Origin of the sequence: Acidovorax sp. SUPP1855 (assembly GCF_030158955.1) — a bacterium.
Classification (GTDB): Bacteria; Pseudomonadota; Gammaproteobacteria; order Burkholderiales; family Burkholderiaceae_C; genus Paracidovorax.
Map to the genome: position 1 here is coordinate 132,695 of NZ_BQXI01000006.1, position 20,446 is coordinate 153,140.

The window sequence follows — 20,446 nt, forward strand, 5'->3', positions numbered from 1 at the left end:
GCGTCCCACAAGGGCGTGCCAATTCAAATCGGCAAAAATGCACGCATAAGCGCAAAAAACTGGCTTTTTGCTCAAAGGAATTGCCGAAATGGACAACATCGACCAGCAACTGATCGCCCAGCTGCGCCACAACGCCCGGGCCAGCGTCGCCACGCTGGCCACGCGGCTGGGCGTGTCGCGCGGCACCGTCACCAACCGCATCCGCCGGCTGGAGGACACGGGCGTGATCGTCGGCTACACGGTGCGGCTGCGGCCCGAGCGCGAGACGGGCGGCGGGCTGCAGGCCTGGACCAGCATCTCCATCGAGGGCAACGACGCGCGCCGGGTCACGGCCTCGCTGCTGGGCGAGCCCAGCGTGCTGGCGCTGCACAGCACCAATGGCCGGTGGGACCTGCTGGCCGAACTGCAGGTGGGCAGCCTGGCGGAGCTGGCGCACGCGCTGGAGCGCATACGCCTCATCAAGGGCATCAGCAACACCGAGACCAGCATCCACCTGGAGACCGTGCGCGCGCCCATCGCGTCCGGCGGGCGCGGCACGGCCGGGCCGTAGCGGGCCCGTAGGACATGCCTGACGGTGCGCGCCCCGGGGCGCCGCCCATAATCGGCAGGCATTGCCACCGCCGCCTTCCACGGCGCGCGGCGGCCGCCATCCACCCAGGAGAGTCCATGTCCCAGTCCACCCCCAAGCGCTTTTCGATGATCCGCGAGTTCCACCTCGCCGACTGGTTCACGCTGGGCAACGCCGTGTGCGGCGTGGGGGCGCTGTTCTCGTCCATGACGTTCCTGGAGACCGGCGAGGTGCGCCACGTGTACTTCGCCTGCGCGCTGGTGCTGGCGGCGCTGATCTTCGACGTGCTGGACGGCCGCATCGCGCGCTGGCGGCAAAAGTCCTCGGCCATGGGGCGCGAGCTGGATTCGCTGGCCGACGTGATCTCGTTCGGCGTGGCCCCGGCCATCATCGCCTACGCCTGCGGCATGCAGGGCCTGTACGACCGCATCGTGCTGGCGTATTTCGTGGCCTGCGGCGTCTCGCGCCTGGCGCGCTACAACGTCACCGCCGAAACGCTGTCGGAAGGCTCGGGCAAGGTCAAATACTTCGAGGGCACGCCGATTCCCACCTCCATCGTGCTCGTGGCCCTGATGGCGCTGGCCGCCTCCCTGGGCGCGGTGCGCGAGCACCTGTGGTTCGGCAGCGTGGCGCTGGGCGGGTTCACGCTGCACCCGCTGGTGCTGCTGTTCGCGCTGTCGGGCTCGCTCATGATCAGCCGCATCCGCATTCCCAAGTTCTGAAGAGGGCAACGGGCTTCGGGAGACGAAGTGTTGCTATGAAAATAATAGCTGTATGCCGTTGATTTGATTGCGCTGAGGCCCGATTCGATCCAGGGTGCCGGCGCCTGCCGCACGCGGCCTGCAAGCATGGGCTTGTCCGGCCGGGCCTTGGCGCCACGGGCTCGCCCCGTGGGACGCGTGGCGCGCGGATACGTCCCGCGACAGGCACCGGCGGGCCCCCACGGTACACTTCGCGCCTTCGGGCCGGGCGTACCGCTCCCCCTTTTTTCCGCACCACGCACCCCCCTTCCATGGCCGTTGACACGGCGGGCCAGGCCCGCACCAGCTTTGACCTCAAGAGCGCCCAGCTGCCCGTGGTGGCGGTCGTGCTCAAGACCACCGACGTCGGCGTGCTCGCCGCCGACCTGGCCGCACGGCTGGAGAGCGACCCGGACTTCTTCGACAACGACCCCGTGCTGATCGACCTGGCCGGCGTGCGCGAGGCCGGCGACGCCATCGATTTCGACGCCCTGTGCGCCGCGCTGCGCGGCCACCATACCCAGCCCGTGGCCGTGCGCGGCGGCAGCCCCGCGCAGATGGAGGCCGCGCACGCCGCCGGCCTGATCGCCGCGCCCGAGGCGCCCCCGGCCCGCGTGCACGCCCCGGCGGCAGACGCCCCGCGCGACGCGGCCCCGCCCCCGCGCGAGGTGGTGCGAGAAGTCATCCGTGAGGTCGAAGTGGTGCGCGAGGTGCCCGCCGGCGGCCCGACCACCGTGGTGGTGGACAAGCCGCTGCGCTCGGGCCAGCAGGTGTATGCCCGTGGCGCCGACCTGGTCGTGATGGCCGTGGTGAGCTTCGGCGCCGAGGTGATCGCGGACGGCAACATCCACGTCTATGCGCCCATGCGCGGGCGGGCCATCGCCGGCGCGCGCGGCGACACCAGCGCGCGCATCTTCAGCACGTGCCTGGAGCCGCAACTCGTGTCGATCGCAGGCATCTACCGCACCACAGAGACCGAGCTGCCGGACGCCGTGCGCGGCAAGCCGGCCCAGGTGCGGCTCGACGGCGAGAAGCTGCTCATCGAGCCGCTCTAGAACCCGTTCTGACCGCCTTCTTCTTTCATTCGGACCAACGCAGGGAATTTTCACAACATGGCCAAAATCGTCGTCGTGACCTCCGGCAAGGGTGGCGTGGGCAAGACCACCACCAGTGCCAGCTTCGCATCCGGCCTCGCACTGCGCGGCCACAAGACCGCGGTGATCGACTTCGACGTCGGCCTGCGCAACCTGGACCTCATCATGGGCTGCGAGCGCCGTGTGGTGTATGACCTCATCAACGTGATCCAGGGCGAGGCCAACCTGAACCAGGCCCTCATCAAGGATAAGCAGTGCGACAACCTGTTCGTGCTGGCCGCCAGCCAGACGCGCGACAAGGATGCGCTCACGCAGGACGGCGTGGAGAAGATCCTGAACGACCTGTCCGGCATGGGCTTCGAGTACATCGTCTGCGACTCGCCCGCCGGCATCGAGAGCGGCGCGCTCATGGCCATGCACTTCGCCGACGAGGCGCTGCTGGTGACCAACCCCGAGGTGTCCTCGGTGCGCGACTCCGACCGCATCCTGGGCATGCTGGGCAGCAAGACCAAGCGCGCCATCGCCGGCGGCGAGCCCGTGAAGGAGCACCTGCTCATCACGCGCTACAACCCCAACCGCGTGGAAGACGGGCAGATGCTGTCGCTGGAGGACATCCAGGACATCCTGCGCATCGAGCTGATCGGCGTGGTGCCCGAATCCGAGAACGTGCTGCAGGCCTCCAACCAGGGCACGCCGGCCATCCACATGCAGGGCACCGACGTGTCCGAGGCCTACAAGGACGTGGTGGCCCGCTTCCTCGGCGAGGACAAGCCCCTGCGGTTCATCGACGCGCACAAGCCCGGCTTCTTCAAACGCATCTTCGGCGGGAGGTAACGCATGTCTCTGTTGTCTTTCCTGCTGGGCGAGAAAAAGAAGACCGCCTCGGTCGCCAAGGAGCGCCTGCAGATCATCCTCGCGCACGAACGCAACGGCCGCAACGCCTCCACGCCCGACTACCTGCCCGCGCTGCAGCGCGAACTGGTGGCGGTGATCTCCAAGTACGTGTCGATCCATGCCGACGACATCAAGGTGCACCTGGAGCGCCAGGACAACCTGGAAGTGCTGGAGGTCAAGATCGAACTGCCCGACGGCGTGAAATAGCCGCCGCCCTGGCCGTTCGGTCCCCGCCGCGCCGCGGTGCCCCCTCGAAGGGCCCGCGGCGCCGTCATTTGCGGATCTCGGCCTGCAGCGCGGGCGCGGCGCCCAGCGGGTGCTCGGTGTAGAACGTGCCGCCGTGGTAGAGCAGCGGCGAGGCGCCCGTGCGGTGGCTGCAGCGCTCCACCTCGCCCACGAAGATCGTGTGGTCGCCCTCCACGTACTGGCTGCGGTTGAAGCACTCGAACACCGCCGCGGCGCCGTCCAGCACGGGGGCGCCGGCGATGCCCGGCTGGTGGGCCACGCCGGCCCAGCGGTCCACGCCGCGCGAGGCGAAGCGCTCGGCCAGCGCGCGCTGGTCGGCCGCCAGCACGTTGATCGCGTAGTGGGAGCCGGCCGACAGGGCCGTCAGCGTGGAGGCCTTGTGCGCCAGGCTCCACAGCACCAGCGGGGGCTGCAGCGACACCGAATTGAAGGAGCTGGCCGTGAGGCCGATGAGCCCGCCGTCCGGGCCGCGCGCGGTGACGATGGTCACGCCCGTGGCGAACATGCCCAGCGCATCGCGGAACTCGCGAGTGGAGAAACCGGGCGGACGGGCGGCGATGGGGCGGTGCAGGGGGCTGTTCACGAAGGCGCGGGCGCGGGCGGCCGGAGGGAAGGGGTCGGCTATTATGGTCCGGCGCCTGGCGATTTGCTGCCGGCGGCCGCGGCGCCTGCCGTTCTCTTCATGGCCCTTCTACCCACTTTCACGACCCTCGGCTCCGGACCCACCGTGCTCATGCTGCACGACGCGGACGGCGACCACCTCACTTTCGCTCCCCAGGTCGAGACCCTGGCGACGGCCGGCTACCGCGCCGTGGCCTGCGACATGCCCGGCTATGGCCGCAGCGCCCCCATCGAGCCCTACAGCTTCAAGGGCCTGGCCAACAGCTGCGTGCAGCTGCTGCAGGCGCTGCAGTGCGGCCCCGCCGTGCTGGTGGGCCACGGCCTGGGCGCCATGATCGCCATCGAGGTGGCGCTGCGCGAGCCTTCGCTGGTGCGCCGGCTGGTGCTGTGCAGCGGCGGGCCGGCCCTGGATGCGCACAGCCTGGACGAATGGGTGGCGCCGCGCTTGGCCGAGCTGGATGCCGGCCAGTCGATGGAGCAGATCGCCCAGCGCCTGGTGCCGCGCCACATCGGCACCGGCGCACTGCCCGAGGGCGTGCGCCTGGCCGGCCACGCCATGGGCCAGGTGCACCGCTCGGCCTACCGCCGCGCCCTGGAGGCGCTGCCCACGTTCGCGCGCAGCGCGGCCGAGCTGTCGCGACTGCACATGCCCACCTTGCTGCTGGGCGGCGAGCAGGACCGCTGCACCCCGCCTGAGGCGCTGCAGGCGCTGGCGCAGGTGCTGCCCGATGCGCGCCATCTGGATCTGCCCCACATCGGCCACTGGCCGCAGCTGGAAGACCCCGACGGCTTCGACGGCGCGCTGCTGGCGTTCCTGGCTGCTTCCGAGCGGGTGCTGCATTGAGCGCCGCCGACCGCATGCCGCGCGGCGCCGCCGCGGCCGCCCTGCCCTGGCTGCTGCCCCTGGGGGCGGCGCTGGCCCTGGCGCTGATGGGCACGCGCATCTGGAACCCGGATCTGGTGGGCGGCGCGCGCGTGCCGCTCGGCGAGGGGCCGGCCACCGCCCAGGTGACGGTGCCTGCCCGCATGGCCGGCATCCAGTCGGCCGTGATCGTGCAGCCCCGTTCTCCAGAGGCGCCCTTGCCGCAGGCCCGCACGCCCGAACGGGGCGTGGCCCCTTCCCATGCCGGCCCCGGCGCGCCGCACAAGGCGGCGTCCGCACCGGCCCCGGCGCCATCGCCGCCCGGCACGGCCGCCGTGGGCACCGCCGCCGCGGAGCCCGACACCGCCTGCCCGCTGCTCCTGCCGCGCCTGCCCGGCATCTCCAAGGCCCAGTGCCAGTCCGCCCATCTGGTGCCCAGCGGCGCGCTGTCGCGCAACGGCATCCCCCTGTACTGGCGCGACGTGCCGCCGGCCGGCCTAGCCCCGGGCACGGTGCCGCTGCGCGTGCTGCTGGTGGGCGCCATGCATGGCGACGAGCCCACGGCGGCGTCGCTCGCGCTGCGCTGGATCGGGTTCGCCGAGACGCGCCTGCTGCCCACGCGGCGGCCGGTGCACTGGCGGTTCATCCCCGCGCTGAACCCGGACGGCATGCTCGCCAAGCCCGCCACCCGGGTGAATGCGCGCGGCGTGGACCTGAACCGCAACTTCCCCACGCCCAACTGGGAGCGTGACGCCCCCATCTACTGGGAAAAGCGCACCCGCCGCGACCCCCGCCGCTGGCCGGGTCCCGCGGCGCTGTCCGAGCCCGAATCGCAGTTCCTGCACACGCAGATGGCGCAGTTCGAGCCCGATCTGGTGGTCAGCATCCATGCGCCCTACGGCGTGCTCGACTTCGACGGCCCCCAGCCCCCGCCCAGCCGGCTGGGGCGCCTGCGGCTGGACCAGCTGGGCATCTTCCCGGGCTCGCTCGGGCACTACGGCAGCGTGCACCTGGGGCTGCCCGTGGTCACCATCGAGCTGCAGCACGAGCTGCGCATGCCGCAGGACGACGAGGTGCGCGTGATGTGGCGCGACCTGTTGCGCTGGATGGACGAGCACCTGGCCGTCGTGGACGGCCAGGCATCACCGCAAAAATAGCCTCCAGCGCAGATTCGACTAGGGCGTTATGCTATTAAAAATGTAGCAGCCGATGCCAGGGCCTGCGCATCGGACTGCACCGCGCCGGGCGGGCCGCCCTTGCCCCACAGGGCGCCGCCCCAGGGCATGGCCAGGAACTGCGCGCACAGCCGCACCGAATCGATCATGGGCTGCGCCTTGGCGCGGTCGCCGCTGGTGGTGATGAGCCGCAGCGTCTTGGCCGCCATGGGCTCCTTGAACGGCTGGCCCGGAATGCGCATCCAGCCGCTCCAGTGGTCCAGGTAGGTCTTGAGCGGCGAGGGAATGCTGTACCAGTACACGGGTGCGACGAACACGATGTCGGTCGCCGCGAGCGTGGCCTCCAGCAGCGTCTTCATGTCGCCGGTGGGGGCGGGGTACTCGCCGGTGGTGTGGCGCCGATCCACGAAGGGCGGCAGTTCCATCCGCGCGAGGTTCAGCCAGGTCTGAACGGTGTCCGCCGGCAGGGCCGCGGCGGCCTGCCGCGCCAGCCATTCGGTGTTGCCGACATGGCCGGGCTCGCGGGTGGAGGTGGTGAGGAACAGGGTGTGGGAAGGCATGCCCGGCATGGTAGCGCCGGCCGGGGGTGCCGCCCCGGTCAGGCCGCGACGGGGGCGGACGCGGCGGCACCCGCGGCCACGCCCTGGCCCAGGAAGCCGAAGGCCATGGCCGGCCGCTCGCCGCTGATCAGCTCGGCCACCGCTTTGCCGGAGCCCGCGCCGTGCGTCCAGCCCAGCGTGCCGTGGCCCGCGTTGACCCACAGCTTGCCCACGCGCGTGCGGCCGATGAAAGGAATGTTGGTGGGCGTGGCCGGGCGCAGGCCGGTCCAGTACTGCGGGTTGCCGCCTTCCTCGGGCGTGCGGGTGTCGCACACGCCGGGCAGAATGGCCTCGATGCGGCGCGACAGCATGTGGCAGCGCGCCCGCGCCAGGGGGCTGTCCAGCGACAGGTCGTAGCCGCCCAGCTCGATGGTGCCGGCCACGCGCAGCACGTTGCCCAGGCGGCTCATGGCGATCTTCTTGCCGTCGTCGATGGTCGAGACCAGCGGCGCGCCCTCGGGCTTGAGCAGCGGGAAGGTCGCGCTGTAGCCCTTGCCGGGGTAGATCGGCAGGTCCACGCCCACCGTGCGCAGCAGCGGGGCGCTGTAGGTGCCGCAGGCGACGACGATCGCATCGGCGGTGAGGTTCTGGTCTTTCTGGCCTCCAGCGCTAGTGTTTTTTGCACGGACAGCTACTGATTCGATAGCGCCACCGGCTTGGTTCAGGCGCACCACGTCGTGGCCGTAGAGGAACTGCACGCCGCGCTCGGCGCAGCGGCGCGCGAGCTCCTGCGTGAACAGGCGGGCGTCGCCGCTTTCGTCGGTGCTGGTGTAGGTGCCGCCCGTGATGTGGTCGCCGTAGGCGCGGAAGGCCGGCTCGATCTGCAGCAGCTCGTCGCGGCTGACCAGGCGGCGCTGCACGCCGTGCCGGCGCATCACCTCGACCGCGTGGCCGGCGGCGTCGAACGATTTCTGGTCGGTGTAGAAGTGGGCGATGCCGCGCTCCAGCCGGTGGTATTCGATGCCGGTGGCACGCACTACGTCCTTCAGGGCGGCATGGCTGTAGGCGCCCAGGGCCACGATCTGCTGCACGTTGCGTTCGAACGCCGCATCGTTGCACTGCGCGAGGAATTTCAGGCCCCAGCGCCATTGGTCCCAATCGAGCTGCGGGCGAAACAGCAGCGGTGCTTCCTTGTCGAACATCCACTTGAGCGCCTTGAGCGGCGCATCGCGGTTGGCCCAGGGCTCGCAGTAGCTCACAGAGATCTGCCCCGCGTTGGCGAAGCTGGTCTCCAGCGCCGCGCCGGGCTGGCGGTCCACGACGGTGACTTCATGGCCGCGCTCGAGCAGATGCCAGGCGGTGCTGATGCCGATGATGCCGGCGCCCAGGACGATGGTTTTCATGGGCCGGAGTGTGGATCGCGTTGCGGCGAATTAAAAGCAAAATTAAACTTCATCCAAATTCATCAGAACCTCTAATGCACGCACGCCCATGAGCAGCTTCGATCCCGCCGCACTGGAATGCCTGGCCGCCATCGTGGAGGAGGGCGGCTTCGAGCGCGCCGCCCAGCGCCTGAACGTCACGCAGTCGGCCGTCTCGCAGCGGCTGCGCGCCCTGGAGGCGCAGGTGGGCTCGGTGCTCATCGTGCGCAGCCGGCCGCTCAAGCCCACCACCGCCGGCCAGCTGCTGCTCAAGCACACCAAGCAGCTGCGCCTGCTGCGCGCCGACCTGGAGCGCGACCTGCAGGAACTCGCCCCGAGCGCCCCCGGCGGCGCGCGCGAGGACGAGCGCATCTCGATTGCCATCAACGCCGACAGCATCGCCACCTGGGCGCTGGAGGCGCTGCACGATCTGGTGCGCCAGCGCCTGCCCGTCGAGATCATCGTGGATGACCAGGATTTCACGCAGGAGTGGCTGCGCTCGGGCCAGGTGCTGGGCTGCGTCACCACGCTCAAGCAGGCGCTTCGCGGCTGCAAGGTCGTGCCGCTCGGGGCCATGCATTACGTGGCCGTGGCCTCGCCGGCGCTCGCGGCGCGCTACCTGCCGCACGGGCTCACGCCGCACAACTTCCGCGACGTGCCGTTCCTGTCGTTCAACCGCAAGGACGACATGCAGGCCGAGTTCGTGATGCGCGCCTTCGGCCTCAAGCGCGTGGCGCTGCACCACCTGTTCGTGCCCAGCTCCGAAGGCCAGGTGCGCGCCGCCACCGCCGGCTGGGGCGCGGGCGTGGTGCCCGAATTGCTGGTGCGCGGGGCGCTGGCCGACGGCAGCCTGGTGGACCTGGCGCCCGGCCATTCGCTGCCGATCCAGCTGTACTGGCACTGCTGGAACCTCGAATCGGAGGTGCTGGATGCGCTGTCCGAGGCGCTGACCCGCACCGCGGCTCGCATGCTGGCGGTGTAGGCCCCGGGCTGTCCCGGTACCGGGGGCCGCGGCCGGTCGCTAAGATGCGCCGCATGAACACGTACCCGTCCCGCCCCTCCTTCAAGGCGCAAATGCACCAGGCACGGGAAGAGGCCATCGTGGCGGCTGCGGGCCGCCTGCTCGGCGAAAAGGGCTTCGAGGCCATGACGCTGGACGACGTGGCCGCAGAAGTGGGCGTGGCCAAGGCCAGCCTGTACAAGCACTTCGCCGGCAAGGACGACCTGTGCGCCGCCGCCATGGTGCATGCCGTGGACCGGCTGCAAGGGTTTTTGCAGAGCGTGCCGCCCGGCCAGTCCGCCATCGAGCGCCTGCAGGCGCTGCTGCGCTGGATGCTGTCGCTGCAACTGACCGACGAGATGCCCCTGCTGCTGAGCCGCAACTCCGGCCTGGCCGGGCCGCTGCGCGACTGCGAGCGCTATCAGGCGTCGCTGCAGACCGCCAGCGCGCGGATCACCACCTGGATCGTGGAAGCCCAGGAGGCCGGCCAGCTGAACGCCCAGTGGCCGCCCGACGTGGTGCTGTGGGCGCTGCTGGCCCGTTCGGCCGACCCGCTGCCGGCCATGCTGCGCGCCACCGGCCGGTACACCGATGCGCGCATCCTCGACTGGGCGGTGGAGACGTGCTTCGGCGGCCTGGCCGCGCAAGGGGTCAGCGCACCAGCAGCACCGGCACCTGGCTGTTCGCCAGCACCTGGGTACTGACCGAGCCCATCACCAGCTTGCCGAGCGCGCCGTGGCCGTGCGAGCCCATCACGAGCAGGTCGAACTTCCCGGTGTCCGCCACCTTGCCGAGGGTTTCGCCGATGGGGCCGGTCTTCACGATCCGCTGGGCGGCCACCCCGTGGCGGGCGAGGAACTTGAGCACCGGGCCGATGATTTTCTCGGCCTCTTCGGCGTGGTACTTCTCGACGGTTTCCTTGCCCAGGGCCGCGCGGGCGCGGGGCGGCAGGGCGGGCTGCACGGTCACCACGGTGTAATCGTGCGTGCCGGCCAGCAGTTCCTCGTGGGTGGCGAGGTAGGCGAGCATTTTCTTGGTGTATGGGCTGCCGTCGACGGCGAGGAGGATGTTCATGAAGACGTCTCCGAAAGAGAAGGGACCAGACTAATCTGCGCGTGCGCCTGTTGTCTTGACCTGCGTCATCTTTGTATGCCCTGCGCGGCGAAAGCGCCGGCGTGGAAGCCGGCACCTGTGAATGATCATACGGTGGCGGTGAAATGCGGCGAGAAGGTGTCCTGCTCGCCCTTGCGGGCATAGCCCAGCGGGTTGGCCACCACGCGGCAGCGCCAGGGCGTGCCATCGGCCCGCGCGCCCTGCACCGTGTAGTCGCTCGGCGAATGCAGGTGGCCGTGCATCCACAGCTGGGCATGGGGCAGCAGATCGTCCAGCGCGTTGCAGAACCCCGCGGTGCCGGGAATCAACCCGTAGCGCGGGTCCGCGCTCTTGAGGCTGGGGGCGAAGTGCGTCACGGCCACGGTGGGGCCGTCGAACGGGCGCGCGAGCGCGTTGCGCAGCCAGGCCTGGCAGGCCAGGGACTGCTCGCGCATCGGCTCGGCCAGGAAGGGCTCGCCGCTGCGGGTGCCGCCGGTCTTGCGCAGATAGAAGTTGGCGGCGCGAAAGGCCTTCTCGCGCTGGCGCAGGCGGCGCGCGAGGTCGGTGCTGCCTTCGTCCTCGGCCAGCGCGTCGAAATCGCTCCAGAGGGTGGTGCCAACGAAGCGCACGCCCTCCAGCACCACGCTTTCGCGTTCCAGCCAGATCAGGCCCAGGCGGTCGCACACCTGGCGCAGGCGCTGCTGGGCGGCGTCGAAGTCCTGCATGTCGTATTCATGGTTGCCGGGCACGAACAGCACGGGCGTCGGCCAGCCGGCGAACTGCGGCAGCGGGGAAAAGCGCGCCAGCCCGAAGTCATCGTCGGCCAGCTGCGAGCCGGATTGGTAGGAGCCGATGTCGCCGGCCAGCACGAGCACGTCGGCGCCCGGGGCGGGGCTGGGGGCGAAGGCGGGGTGGGCTTCCAGGTGCAGGTCGGACAGCAGTTGAATCTTCATGCCGCCGATTGTGGAGGCTGGCGCGGGGCTGCCGTCAGGCCACGGGGGGGCGCCGGGCCGTGGGCAGGGCCGAGCGCACCATCGCGCCCCGCAGCCAGCGGTGGGCCGCATCGTGCAGGCGGCGGCGGTGCCACAGCGCATCGACATGCACCGTGGGCAGCGGCATGGGCAGCGGGCGCCACACCAGTTCGCCGGCGATGCTGGCCACGCCCACGAAGTGGCGCGGCAGCACGGTGAGCAGGTCGGTGGTGGTCACCACGCGCCCAGCGGTGAAGAACTGGTTCACCGTGAGCACGATGCGCCGCTCGCGGCCCAGCGCGGTGAGCGCCTCGTCGATGAAGCCGTAGGGCTTGCCGGAAAAGCTCACCAGCAGATGGCGCGCGTTGCAGTACAGGTCGAGCGTCATCGGCACCTGGGCGAGCGGGTGGCCGTGGCGCATCACGCACACGTATTCGCCGTCGTAGAGGCGCACGCTTTCGAAGGCCACCACGCTGTCGGTCTGGGCGCGCGCGGTCAGGTCGGCCATCACCGCGGGGAAGTAGCCCACGGCCATGTCGGCGGATTCGTCGTCCAGCATGCTGCGCGGATCGCGCGTGGTGAGCGGCACCACGCGCACGGACACCCCGGGCGCCTCGCGCTCGATGATCTCCACCAGCGGCGGGATCAGCGTGGCGCCCGTGGCGTCGGCCATGGCCAGCACGAAGGTGGAACTGGCGGTGGCAGGGTCGAAATCCCCCGGCGCCAGCGACTGTTGCAATTGCGCCAAGGCCTGCCGCACCGGCGGCCACAGCGTGAGCGCCCGGGGCGTGGGCTGCACGCCCTGCCCGCTGCGCACCACCAGATCGTCGCCCAGCACCTCGCGCAGGCGCCGCAGCGCGTTGCTCACGGCCGGCTGGGTGAGCGACAGCTTGTGCGCCGCACGGGTGAGGTTGCGCTCGGTCATCACCTCGTCGAACACGCGCAGCAGGTTCAGGTCGAGCGAGCGGAAGTTGAGAGGCAGCATGTTGAACCATCACCTCAATGAATGACTGAGATTCAAAATATAAAGTGGAACAGCCATGGGGTAAACCCTAAGATTCACCCATTCGCCCGGCAATTTCGCCAAAAGCGTCTGAAAAGGGTCCTCATCATGGCAAATTTTGTACACATCGAATACCGCACCGAACACCCCGGCGTGCAGCGCGCAGAGCGCTTCGCCGCTTCCCTGAAGGGCGCTGCCGCCAGCCTGGACGGCGCACGGGGCGCATCCTCCCTCCTGCTGGCCGCCGTCGTGGCCGCCGTGCTGGTGGTCGCCAATCAAGTGGTCGACACCCGCGCCGAAGGCCACATGCTGGCCGCATGGATGGTCATGTGGGTGATCGCCTTCGCCGCGCTGGCCCTCCTGGCCGGTCCCGCCCGCCGTGCCAGCGCCGTGTTGCGCTCCGGCTACAAGGCCTGGGCCGAAGCCCGCCGCCGTGAAGCCGAAGACGAAAAGACCTGGAACGCCGCACTGTACGACGCCCGCATCATGGCCGACTTGAGCCGTGCCATGAACGGCATCGCCGTGGACAACATCCGCCGCTACTACTGAGATCGGCGGCCGGACCGGCCGCGAAGTCTCCCCATCAAGGGCGCCCCACCAGGCGCCCTTTTTCTTTTTCATGGCGCGCCGGATAAGGGCTGACCACCCCTTGCCAGCCACCGCTGGCGCCAGCGCTCCAGACCGTAATAGACGACAGGGGTGGTGTACAGCGTGAGCAACTGGCTGACCGCCAGCCCCCCCATGATGGCCAGGCCTAGCGGCTGCCGCAGCTCGGAGCCTTCGCCCGTGCCGAGCACCAGGGGCAGCGCGCCGAGCAGGCCTGCCAGATTGGTCATCAGGATCGGGCGCAGCCGCAGCGCCGCCGCATGGCGGATCGCCTGCTGCGGCGGCAACCCTTCGCGGCGCTGGGCGTCGAGCGCGAAGTCGATCATCAGGATGGCGTTCTTCATGACCACGCCGATGAGCAGAAACAGCCCCAGCAGCGCCATGAGGCTGAACGGGGTGTTGGTCAGCCACAACGCCAGCAGCGCGCCGACGCCCGCCGGCGGGACGGTGGAGAGGATCGTGAGCGGGTGTACCAGGCTCTCGTACAGCACCCCCAGCACCAGGTACACGGCCAGCACCACGCCGAGGATGAGCCAGGGCTGCGAGCGCACCGCGCTGGCCCGTGCCGCGTCTTCCCCGGACGGTGCCAGGTGCACCGAGGCGGGCAGCATGACGCGCGCCATCACGGCGTTGAGGGCACGCTGGCCCTGCTCCTGCGTCACGCCGGGGGCGAGGCTGTAGCCGATGTACATCGACGCGAACAGCGCGTCGTGCCACACCTGGTCCTCCGCCAGCCCGTAGCGCCATGTGGCAAAGGCGGTGAGCGACACGCGCGATCCGTTCGGGGTGAGCACCTGCATCTGCGCCAGCGATTGCGGCTGCGAAGTGAAGCGCGGGTCCACCTCCATCACCACGCGGTACTGGTTGAGCCGGTCGTACAGCGTAGTCACCTGGCGCTGGGCGTAGGAGTTGTTCAGCACGGACGCCACGGCCTGCATGTCCACCCCCAGCCGCTGCGCGGCCTCGCGGTCGATGTCCACCACCACCTGCTGCGCGCCACCGTCGCTCACGGCCTGCACGTCGGTGAATTCCGGTGCCTCGCCCATGGCCAGCGACACCTTCCGGGCCCAGGTGCGCAGCGAGCGCACTTCGCCCGAGCGCAGGATGACGGCCGTATCGGCCTCGCCGAACGACACGCCGCCGATCTGGATGTCCTGCTCGATGCTGGGGCTCAGCACCCCGCCCGGCACGGCTGGCGCCTTCTCGCGAAGCCGGTTGACCACGGCTTGCGTCGGCTCGCCGCCACGCTCCGCCGGGGGTTTGAGGCTGACGATGAAAAAACTGTTGGCGATGCTGCCGCTGCCGCCGCTGGTGCCGGCCACGTGGGCCACGGCCGGGTCGGCCAGCAGCAGGCGGCGGTAGGCCTCGATCTTCGGCTGCATCACCTGGAACGAAAAGCCATCGTCGCCGCGGATGAAAGCGTGGACGATGCCGGTGTCCTGACGCGGCATCATGATCTTGGGCAGCGACTGGTAGAGCCACACGTTCACGCCTACCACGGCCAGGAAGGCGAGCAGCACCACGAAGCTGTGGCGCAGCGCCCAGCCCAGGCTGCGGTCGTAGCCGTGGCGCAGGTCGGCCAGCATCGCTGCGCTGGCGGCCCCCACACGGGCGGCCCAGGCATGCCGCGCCTGTGCCTGGCGTGCGCTGCGCTGCCCGCGCAGCCCATAGGCGCACAGCACGGGCGTGAGCGTCAGGGACACCACCAGCGAGATCACCACCGCCGCCGCCAGCGTGATGGAGAACTCGCGGAACAGCCGCTGCACCACGCCGCCAATGAACAGGATCGAGACGAAGACCACCACGAGGGCGAGGGTCATCGCCACCAGCGTGAAACCCACCTCGCCCGCGCCGCGCAGCGCGGCACGCAACGGCGTCATGCCGCGTTCGATGTAGCGCTCCACGTTCTCCAGCACCACGATCGCGTCGTCCACCACCAGGCCGGCCGCCACGATGAGGGCCATGAGCGACAGGTTGTTGAGCGAAAAGCCCGCCAGGTACATCACCGTGAACGTGCCGATGAGCGACACCGGGATCGCCACGGTAGGAATGAGCGCCGTGCGCAGCCGCCCGAGAAAGGCCGCCACCACGGCCACCACCAGCGCCACCGAGAGTGCGAGCGTGAGATGGGCCTCGCGCAGCGTGGCCCGGATGCCCTGCGAACGCTCGACGACGATGTCCAGCCGCGCGCTCGCAGGCACCAGCGTGCGCAGATAGGGCAGCTGCGCACGGATCGCGTCCACGGTCGCCACCGTATTGGCGCCGGGCTGGCGCCGCACCTGCAGGATGACGGCATCGCGCTCGTTGTGGAAGCCGCTGCTGTAGCGGTTCTCGGTGGAGTCGGTCACCCGGGCCACGTCGGACAGGCGAACCGGGGCGTTCTCGGCCCAGCGCACCACGAGCGACTCGTAGTCGGCCGCGCGGGCGGGCGCGCCATCCAGCGCCAGAGGCCAGTGGCGAGCGCCTTCTTCCACCGCGCCCAGGGGCTGCACCGAGCCGGCCCGCACGATGGCCGACCGCACCTCGTCCAGCGACAGCCCCTGGTGCGCCAGGGCGCCCGGATCGAGCTGCACCCGCACCGCCGGCAGCGAGGCGCCCCCGACCGAGACATCGGACACACCCGGCACCTGCGCTATCTTCTGCGCCAGGATCGTGGAGGCGGCGTCGTACAGCGCCGAGGGCGCCAGGTCCGGCGACGACAGCGCCAGCACCACGATGGGCCGCTGGGACGACTGGATCTTGCGGAAGGTCGGGTTGCCCTTCATGCCCGCCGGCAACTGGCTGCGCACTGCGTTGATCGCCGCCTGCACGTCGCGCGCGGCCGCATCCAGGTCGCGGCCCAGCACGAACTCGAGCTTCACCTCTGTCGTGCCCTGGTTGCTGCTGGACGAGATGGCGGCCACGCCGGCAATCGCACCGAGGGCGCGCTCCAGCGGGGCGGCCACGGTGGCGGCCATGCTTTCGGGGCTGCCGCCGGGCAGGCTGGCGCTCACGCGGATGACGGGGTAGTCCACCTGCGGCAGCGCCGCCACGGGCAGCAGCCGCCAGGCCAGCAGGCCCATCAGCACCAGCGCCAGCGACAGCAGCGAGGTGGCCACCGGGCGGCGGATGCACAGGCGCGCCAGGTTCATGGCCCGCTGCCCGCCGTGCCGTCCTGCCAGGCCGCACGGCGGCGCGAGAGCCTCTGCCCCAGCCGGTCGAAATACAGATACACCACGGGGGTGGTGAAGAGCGTGAGCACCTGGCTGACCACCAGCCCGCCCACCATCACGATGCCCAGCGGCTGGCGCAACTCTGCGCCCGAGCCCTGTGCGAGCATGAGGGGCAGTGCGCCCACCAGGGCGGCCAGCGTCGTCATGAGGATGGGGCGCAGTCGCAGTAGCGCGGCACGCCGGATGGCCTCGTGCGCGGGCAGCCCGAGGCGACGCTGCGCATCCAGGGCGAAGTCCACCATCATGATCCCGTTCTTCTTGACCAGGCCGATGAGCAGCACGATGCCGATCACCGCGATCAGGTCCAGCGGGCGGCCGCTGACGAGCAGGGCCAGTAGCGCGCCGACGGTGGCCGAGGGCAGCGTGGAGAGGATGGTGATGGGGTGGATGGTGCTTTCGTAGAGCACCCCGAGCACGATGTACATGGTGACCACCGCGGCCAACACCAGCCACAGCGTGTTGGACAGCGATGCGCGGAACGCCTCGGCCGCGCCCTGAAAGCGCGTCTCGATCTGGGGCGGCAGGCCGGTGGCCGCAAGCTCCTGTTCGATGGCCGCCACGGCCGCCCCGAGCGAGTGGCCCGCGCCCAGGTTGAACGACACCGTGGCCGCCGGAAACTGGCCCTGCTGCAGGACCTGCAGCGGCGCGGGCTGCTGGGTGATGCGCGCCACGGCCGCCAGCGGCACGCTGCGCCCGGACGGCGTGGACACGAACGTGGTCTGCAACGCATCCAGCCCGCGTGCGTGGCGCGGATCGACCTCCAGCACCACTCTGTACTGGCTGGCCTGGGTGAACAGCGTGGCGATCTGCCGCTGCGCATAGGCGTTCTGCAAGGCGGTGGCGATGTCGGCCACGGTGAGGCCCAGGCGCGCAGCGGCGTCGCGGTCCACCTCCACATGCGCCTGCCGGCCCTGTTGTTGCAGATCGCTGGCCACATCCGCCAGTTCGGCGCGGGCGCGCAACCGCTCCACCAGACGTGGCACCCAGGTGTCGAGCAATGACGGGTCCGGCGTGGTGAGGGTGAACAGGTACTGCGTGCGGCTCACGCGGTCTTCGATGGAGAGTTCCTGCACCGGCTGGAACCAGGCTGTGATGCCGCCCACCTGGCGCGCGCGGGCGCGCAGGCTGTCCAGGATGGCGCGGGCACTGGCCTGCCGTTCTCCATGGGCGCGCAGGTTGATGAGCATGCGCCCGCTGGAGAGCGAGGCATTGCTGCCGTCCACCCCCACGAAGGACGAAAGGCTCGCCACATCCGGCTCCTGCAGCAGTGCGTCGGCCAGCGCCTGCTGGCGCTGCGACACCACGGTGAACGAGCTGTCGGGCGCCACCTCGGTCACCACCTGGACCACCCCGCTGTCCTGCACCGGAAAGAATCCCTTGGGCACTGCCAGGTAGAGCAGGACGGTGAGGACCAACGTGGCCAGCATCGCCAGCATCGTCAGGCCCTGGTGCGCGAGCACCGCGTCGATCGCGCGACCATAGCGTTCGAGCACGCGGTCCATGAAGCCCGTGCCATTGCCCTCGCCGGGCGGCGCGTGCAGGGGGGCCTTGAGCAGCCGAGCGCTCATCATCGGCGTGAGCGTGAGCGACACCAGCAGCGAGATTCCGATGGCCACGGCCAGCGTGAGTGCGAACTCGTGGAACAGCCGCCCGACCACGTCGCGCATGAACAGCAGCGGAATCAGCACGGCCACCAACGACACGGTGAGCGAGACCAAGGTGAACCCGATCTCCGACGCGCCCTTGAGCGCTGCCTGCAGCGGCGGCAGGCCCTGCTCTCGGTGGCGCGCAATGTTCTCCAGCATGACGATGGCATCGTCCACCACGAAGCCCGTGGCGATGGTGAGCGCCATCAGACTCAGGTTGTTGACCGAAAAGCCCAGCAGGTACATCACGCCGAAGGTGCCCACCAGCGACAGCGGCACCACCACGCCCGGAATGAAAGTGGCCGTGGCGCTGCGCAGGAACAGGAAGGTCACCAGCACGACCAGACCCACCGCGAACACCAGCTCGAGCTGCACGTCGCGCACCGAGGCGCGGATGCTCTGCGTGCGGTCGGTGAGGAGCACCACCTCCACGGCGGCGGGCAGGGTGGCGGTGAGTTGGGGCAGCAGGGCGCGCACCCGGTCGGCGACGTCGATCACGTTGGCACCCGGTTGCCGCTGCACGTTGAGCAGCACGGCCGGCTGCCGATCGGCCCATGCGGCCAGAAAGCGATCTTCCGGGCCGGATTCGACGGTGGCCACGTCGCCCAGGCGGATCGGAGCGCCCGGCGGCGCAGTGCCCGTGCCAGCGACGGTCGGGTTGGACGCCACCGTGCCAGTGGGGGTGCGCCAGGCGACGATGAGCCGGCGGTAGGCATCCGGCGAGGTGATCTGGTCGTTCGCGTCCAGCAAGGTGGTGCGGTACGGGCCGTCGAAGCTGCCCTTGGGCTGGTTGGCATTGGCGCCCGCGATCGCCCGGCGCACGTCTTCCATGCCCAGTTGCTGCGCCGCCAACGCCGTGGGGTTCACCCGCACGCGCAGGGCCGGGCGCTGACCGCCGGCCAGGCTCACCAGACCCACGCCCGACAGCTGCGCGAGCTTTTGCGCCATGCGCGTTTCCACGAGGTCGTGCACCTCGTGCAGCGGCAGGCTCGTCGAGGTGATGGCCAGGGTGAGGATGGGCGCGTCGGCCGGGTTCACCTTGCGGTAGATCGGCGGTGCAGGCAGGTCGGCGGGCAGCAGGCTGGCCGCGGTGTTGAGCGCGGACTGCACGTTCTGCTCGCCCACGGCCAGGTCCGCGTCCAGCATGAACTGCAGCGTGATGACCGAGGCACCGCTGGAGCTGGTGGACGACATTTGCCGCAGGCCCGGGATCTGCCCGAGCCGGCGCTCCAGCGGTGCGGTGATGGCGCGGGCCGTGACATCCGGGCTGGCGCCGGGCTGGAAGGTGAACACCTGGATGACGGGGTAGTCCACCTGCGGCAGCGCCGCCACCGGCAGCAGGCGCCAGGCGATCGCCCCTGCGATGAGCAGCGCCAGCATGAGCAGCAGCGTCGCCACCGGGCGCAGGATGAACGCGCGCGAGAGATTCATGGCAGCGGCGGCACCAGGGCGACGGTCGGGTGGGCGTTGCGGGACATCGCCATCAGCGCGCGGTGCTGGCGGGGGTGGAGGCGGGTTGCGCCGCGCTGGAGGCCGCGGCGGCCTGCGCCTTCGCGCGCTGCTGCAACTGCTGCGCGGTCCGGGGGGGCTCGCCATCCACCACCTGCGCCACGTCGATGCCGTCCCGCAGGCGATCCAGCCCTTCCAGCACGACGGAATCGCCTTCGGCCAGGCCCTGGGTCACGACCAGGCGCTCGCCATCGCTGGCACCCAGCGCCACGCGGCGCAGCACGGCTTTACCGTCCCGCACGGTGTACACGTAGGGGCCCTGGCTGCCGTGCTGAACCGCATCGGCCGGCACGACGAGGGCGTTCTCCAGCGTGCGCACTTTCAGCCGCACGTTGACGAACTGGTTGGGAAAGAGCGCGTCGTCGGCATTGTCGAACTGGGCCTTGAGCCGCAAGGTGCCGGTGGCCGTGTCGATCTGGTTGTCCAGGGTGGTCAGCCGGCCGGTACCCAGCAGGGCGGCTTCGGCACGGTCCCAGGCCTGCACCACCAGGGGCCGTGCGCCGTGTGCGCCGGCACGCACGGCCGGCAGCTGGGTTTCGGGAATGGCGAACAGCACCGTGATGGGGTGCGTCTGCGTGATGGACACCAGGCCCTGGGCATCGGCCGTCGCGACCAGATTGCCCGCATCGACCCGCCTCATGCCCAGGCGGCCGGCCACCGGGGCCTCGATCCGCGTGTACGACAGCTGCAACTGGGCCTCCTGCACCTGGGCGCGCACGGTCGCCAGGCTGCCGCGCAGTTGGGCCACCAGGGCTTCCTGGGTTTCCAGCTGCTGCCGCGCGATGGAGTCCTGCTGCAGCAGCGTGCGGTAGCGCGCCACGTCGCGCTCCGCGCTCTGCAGCTGCGCCTGCATCTGCTGCTGCAGGCCCTCGGCCTGTGCCAGTTTCACGCGAAAGGGCGCGGGGTCGATCTCGGCCAGCACTTGACCACGCCGCACCTCTTGGCCCTCCTGGAACAGCACGCGCGCCAACTGGCCGTCCACGCGGCTGCGCACGGTCACGCTTTGCAGCGCAGTCACGGTGCCGATGGCCTTGATCTGCTCGTCCATGGCCTGCCGCTGCACACCCACGAGGCGCACCGGAATGGGACCGCTCCAGGGGCTGGGCCCTGTCTCCTGCAGCGCAGGCTGGCGCCACATGAGATACCACGCCACCCAGGCCAGCAACACCAGCATCACGCAGCCCAGCAGCCGCAGCCAGAGACGGCGTGTGGATGCCGCCGGCATCCGCTCAGAAACCATTTCAACC

19 protein-coding genes are annotated in these 20,446 nt (G+C 70.2%); 10 read left to right on the plus strand and 9 right to left on the minus strand.

The annotated features are described in order from the left end of the window. The first annotated feature begins 88 nt into the window (after positions 1 to 88). The 5 genes from AVMA1855_RS07455 (at position 89) to minE (ending at position 3,503) form a co-directional block, all read left to right on the plus strand. Positions 89 to 550, plus strand: coding sequence for an Lrp/AsnC family transcriptional regulator (locus tag AVMA1855_RS07455; RefSeq protein WP_284397018.1), 462 nt, complete (start codon positions 89 to 91; stop codon positions 548 to 550). Between the two features lie 116 nt (positions 551 to 666). Next, positions 667 to 1,290 (plus strand): CDP-diacylglycerol--serine O-phosphatidyltransferase, encoded by a 624-nt coding sequence (pssA, locus tag AVMA1855_RS07460; RefSeq protein WP_284425218.1) that lies wholly within the window; start codon positions 667 to 669, stop codon positions 1,288 to 1,290. A 290-nt stretch (positions 1,291 to 1,580) separates the two neighbouring features. Then, complete coding sequence (minC, locus tag AVMA1855_RS07465; RefSeq protein ID WP_272566149.1) at positions 1,581 to 2,363, plus strand: septum site-determining protein MinC; 783 nt, start codon at positions 1,581 to 1,583, stop codon at positions 2,361 to 2,363. A 57-nt stretch (positions 2,364 to 2,420) separates the two neighbouring features. After that, a complete protein-coding gene (gene minD / locus AVMA1855_RS07470; RefSeq protein ID WP_284397011.1) occupies positions 2,421 to 3,236 on the plus strand; it encodes a septum site-determining protein MinD in 816 nt (271 codons plus the stop codon). A gap of 3 nt (positions 3,237 to 3,239) precedes the next feature. Then, complete coding sequence (gene minE / locus AVMA1855_RS07475; RefSeq protein ID WP_092744488.1) at positions 3,240 to 3,503, plus strand: cell division topological specificity factor MinE; 264 nt, start codon at positions 3,240 to 3,242, stop codon at positions 3,501 to 3,503. Between the two features lie 64 nt (positions 3,504 to 3,567). Here the strand turns inward: minE and AVMA1855_RS07480 are convergent, their stop codons facing one another. After that, positions 3,568 to 4,125 carry a flavin reductase family protein gene (locus AVMA1855_RS07480; protein WP_272566146.1) on the minus strand — a complete coding sequence of 186 codons (558 nt, stop codon included), beginning with the start codon at positions 4,123 to 4,125 and terminating at the stop codon, positions 3,568 to 3,570. 99 nt (positions 4,126 to 4,224) lie between these two features. On the opposite strand from AVMA1855_RS07480, the gene AVMA1855_RS07485 reads away from it, so the two are divergent. Both AVMA1855_RS07485 and AVMA1855_RS07490 read left to right on the plus strand, forming a co-directional pair. Beyond that, positions 4,225 to 5,007 (plus strand): alpha/beta fold hydrolase, encoded by a 783-nt coding sequence (locus tag AVMA1855_RS07485; protein WP_284425219.1) that lies wholly within the window; start codon positions 4,225 to 4,227, stop codon positions 5,005 to 5,007. Further along, positions 5,004 to 6,182, plus strand: coding sequence for a M14 family zinc carboxypeptidase (locus tag AVMA1855_RS07490; RefSeq protein WP_284425220.1), 1,179 nt, complete (start codon positions 5,004 to 5,006; stop codon positions 6,180 to 6,182). Before AVMA1855_RS07485 ends, AVMA1855_RS07490 begins: the two co-directional genes overlap by 4 nt. 26 nt (positions 6,183 to 6,208) lie before the next feature. On the opposite strand, the gene AVMA1855_RS07495 is transcribed toward AVMA1855_RS07490, so the two are convergent. Beyond that, on the minus strand, positions 6,209 to 6,769 hold the full coding sequence (locus AVMA1855_RS07495; protein WP_284425221.1) for an NAD(P)H-dependent oxidoreductase: 561 nt from the start codon (positions 6,767 to 6,769) through the stop codon (positions 6,209 to 6,211). A gap of 29 nt (positions 6,770 to 6,798) precedes the next feature. Continuing rightward, positions 6,799 to 8,142 carry a D-amino acid dehydrogenase gene (locus AVMA1855_RS07500; RefSeq protein WP_284425222.1) on the minus strand — a complete coding sequence of 448 codons (1,344 nt, stop codon included), beginning with the start codon at positions 8,140 to 8,142 and terminating at the stop codon, positions 6,799 to 6,801. A gap of 88 nt (positions 8,143 to 8,230) precedes the next feature. On the opposite strand from AVMA1855_RS07500, the gene AVMA1855_RS07505 reads away from it, so the two are divergent. Both AVMA1855_RS07505 and AVMA1855_RS07510 read left to right on the plus strand, forming a co-directional pair. Next, entirely contained in the window at positions 8,231 to 9,142 is a 912-nt protein-coding gene (locus AVMA1855_RS07505; protein WP_272566141.1) for a LysR family transcriptional regulator ArgP, read from the plus strand. A 44-nt stretch (positions 9,143 to 9,186) separates the two neighbouring features. Continuing rightward, positions 9,187 to 9,864, plus strand: a complete 678-nt coding sequence (locus AVMA1855_RS07510) for a TetR/AcrR family transcriptional regulator (protein WP_502870290.1) — start codon at positions 9,187 to 9,189, stop codon at positions 9,862 to 9,864. On the opposite strand, the gene AVMA1855_RS07515 is transcribed toward AVMA1855_RS07510, so the two are convergent. The 3 genes from AVMA1855_RS07515 to AVMA1855_RS07525 form a co-directional block, all read right to left on the minus strand. Beyond that, entirely contained in the window at positions 9,812 to 10,234 is a 423-nt protein-coding gene (locus AVMA1855_RS07515) for a universal stress protein (protein ID WP_284425224.1), read from the minus strand. The two genes, AVMA1855_RS07510 and AVMA1855_RS07515, sit on opposite strands and share 53 nt — an antisense overlap. A 125-nt stretch (positions 10,235 to 10,359) precedes the next feature. Then, positions 10,360 to 11,205 (minus strand): metallophosphoesterase, encoded by an 846-nt coding sequence (locus AVMA1855_RS07520; protein WP_284425225.1) that lies wholly within the window; start codon positions 11,203 to 11,205, stop codon positions 10,360 to 10,362. 34 nt (positions 11,206 to 11,239) lie between these two features. Then, complete coding sequence (locus AVMA1855_RS07525) at positions 11,240 to 12,208, minus strand: LysR family transcriptional regulator (protein ID WP_272566136.1); 969 nt, start codon at positions 12,206 to 12,208, stop codon at positions 11,240 to 11,242. A 126-nt stretch (positions 12,209 to 12,334) separates the two neighbouring features. Between AVMA1855_RS07525 and AVMA1855_RS07530 the strand changes: the two genes are divergently transcribed. Beyond that, positions 12,335 to 12,775 carry a hypothetical protein gene (locus tag AVMA1855_RS07530; RefSeq protein ID WP_272566134.1) on the plus strand — a complete coding sequence of 147 codons (441 nt, stop codon included), beginning with the start codon at positions 12,335 to 12,337 and terminating at the stop codon, positions 12,773 to 12,775. A 68-nt stretch (positions 12,776 to 12,843) separates the two neighbouring features. Here AVMA1855_RS07530 and AVMA1855_RS07535 read toward each other — a convergent pair whose 3' ends face one another. The 3 genes from AVMA1855_RS07535 to AVMA1855_RS07545 are packed head-to-tail and all read right to left on the minus strand — an operon-like array spanning position 12,844 to position 20,424. Further along, on the minus strand, positions 12,844 to 15,963 hold the full coding sequence (locus AVMA1855_RS07535; RefSeq protein ID WP_284425226.1) for an efflux RND transporter permease subunit: 3,120 nt from the start codon (positions 15,961 to 15,963) through the stop codon (positions 12,844 to 12,846). Next, a complete protein-coding gene (locus AVMA1855_RS07540) occupies positions 15,960 to 19,121 on the minus strand; it encodes an efflux RND transporter permease subunit (RefSeq protein ID WP_284425227.1) in 3,162 nt (1,053 codons plus the stop codon). The genes AVMA1855_RS07535 and AVMA1855_RS07540 overlap by 4 nt, the downstream gene beginning before the upstream one ends. Before the next feature lie 52 nt (positions 19,122 to 19,173). Next, positions 19,174 to 20,424: an efflux RND transporter periplasmic adaptor subunit gene (locus AVMA1855_RS07545; RefSeq protein ID WP_284425228.1), complete on the minus strand. Its 1,251-nt coding sequence runs from the start codon at positions 20,422 to 20,424 to the stop codon at positions 19,174 to 19,176. Positions 20,425 to 20,446: the final 22 nt, after the last annotated feature.

Excerpts from the sequence above, each read along its gene's own strand:
- AVMA1855_RS07515 (WP_284425224.1), bottom strand. The coding sequence starts at position 10,234 with ATGAACATCCTCCTCGCCGTCGACGGCAGCCCATACACCAAGAAAATG.
- AVMA1855_RS07455 (WP_284397018.1), top strand. The coding sequence starts at position 89 with ATGGACAACATCGACCAGCAACTGATCGCCCAGCTGCGCCACAACGCC.
- minE (WP_092744488.1), top strand. The coding sequence starts at position 3,240 with ATGTCTCTGTTGTCTTTCCTGCTGGGCGAGAAAAAGAAGACCGCCTCG.
- AVMA1855_RS07545 (WP_284425228.1), bottom strand. The coding sequence starts at position 20,424 with ATGCCGGCGGCATCCACACGCCGTCTCTGGCTGCGGCTGCTGGGCTGC.
- AVMA1855_RS07505 (WP_272566141.1), top strand. The coding sequence starts at position 8,231 with ATGAGCAGCTTCGATCCCGCCGCACTGGAATGCCTGGCCGCCATCGTG.
- minC (WP_272566149.1), top strand. The coding sequence starts at position 1,581 with ATGGCCGTTGACACGGCGGGCCAGGCCCGCACCAGCTTTGACCTCAAG.
- AVMA1855_RS07500 (WP_284425222.1), bottom strand. The coding sequence starts at position 8,142 with ATGAAAACCATCGTCCTGGGCGCCGGCATCATCGGCATCAGCACCGCC.
- AVMA1855_RS07495 (WP_284425221.1), bottom strand. The coding sequence starts at position 6,769 with ATGCCGGGCATGCCTTCCCACACCCTGTTCCTCACCACCTCCACCCGC.
- pssA (WP_284425218.1), top strand. The coding sequence starts at position 667 with ATGTCCCAGTCCACCCCCAAGCGCTTTTCGATGATCCGCGAGTTCCAC.
- AVMA1855_RS07540 (WP_284425227.1), bottom strand. The coding sequence starts at position 19,121 with ATGAATCTCTCGCGCGCGTTCATCCTGCGCCCGGTGGCGACGCTGCTG.
- AVMA1855_RS07525 (WP_272566136.1), bottom strand. The coding sequence starts at position 12,208 with ATGCTGCCTCTCAACTTCCGCTCGCTCGACCTGAACCTGCTGCGCGTG.
- AVMA1855_RS07510 (WP_502870290.1), top strand. The coding sequence starts at position 9,187 with ATGCGCCGCATGAACACGTACCCGTCCCGCCCCTCCTTCAAGGCGCAA.
- AVMA1855_RS07530 (WP_272566134.1), top strand. The coding sequence starts at position 12,335 with ATGGCAAATTTTGTACACATCGAATACCGCACCGAACACCCCGGCGTG.
- AVMA1855_RS07520 (WP_284425225.1), bottom strand. The coding sequence starts at position 11,205 with ATGAAGATTCAACTGCTGTCCGACCTGCACCTGGAAGCCCACCCCGCC.
- minD (WP_284397011.1), top strand. The coding sequence starts at position 2,421 with ATGGCCAAAATCGTCGTCGTGACCTCCGGCAAGGGTGGCGTGGGCAAG.
- AVMA1855_RS07535 (WP_284425226.1), bottom strand. The coding sequence starts at position 15,963 with ATGAACCTGGCGCGCCTGTGCATCCGCCGCCCGGTGGCCACCTCGCTG.
- AVMA1855_RS07485 (WP_284425219.1), top strand. The coding sequence starts at position 4,225 with ATGGCCCTTCTACCCACTTTCACGACCCTCGGCTCCGGACCCACCGTG.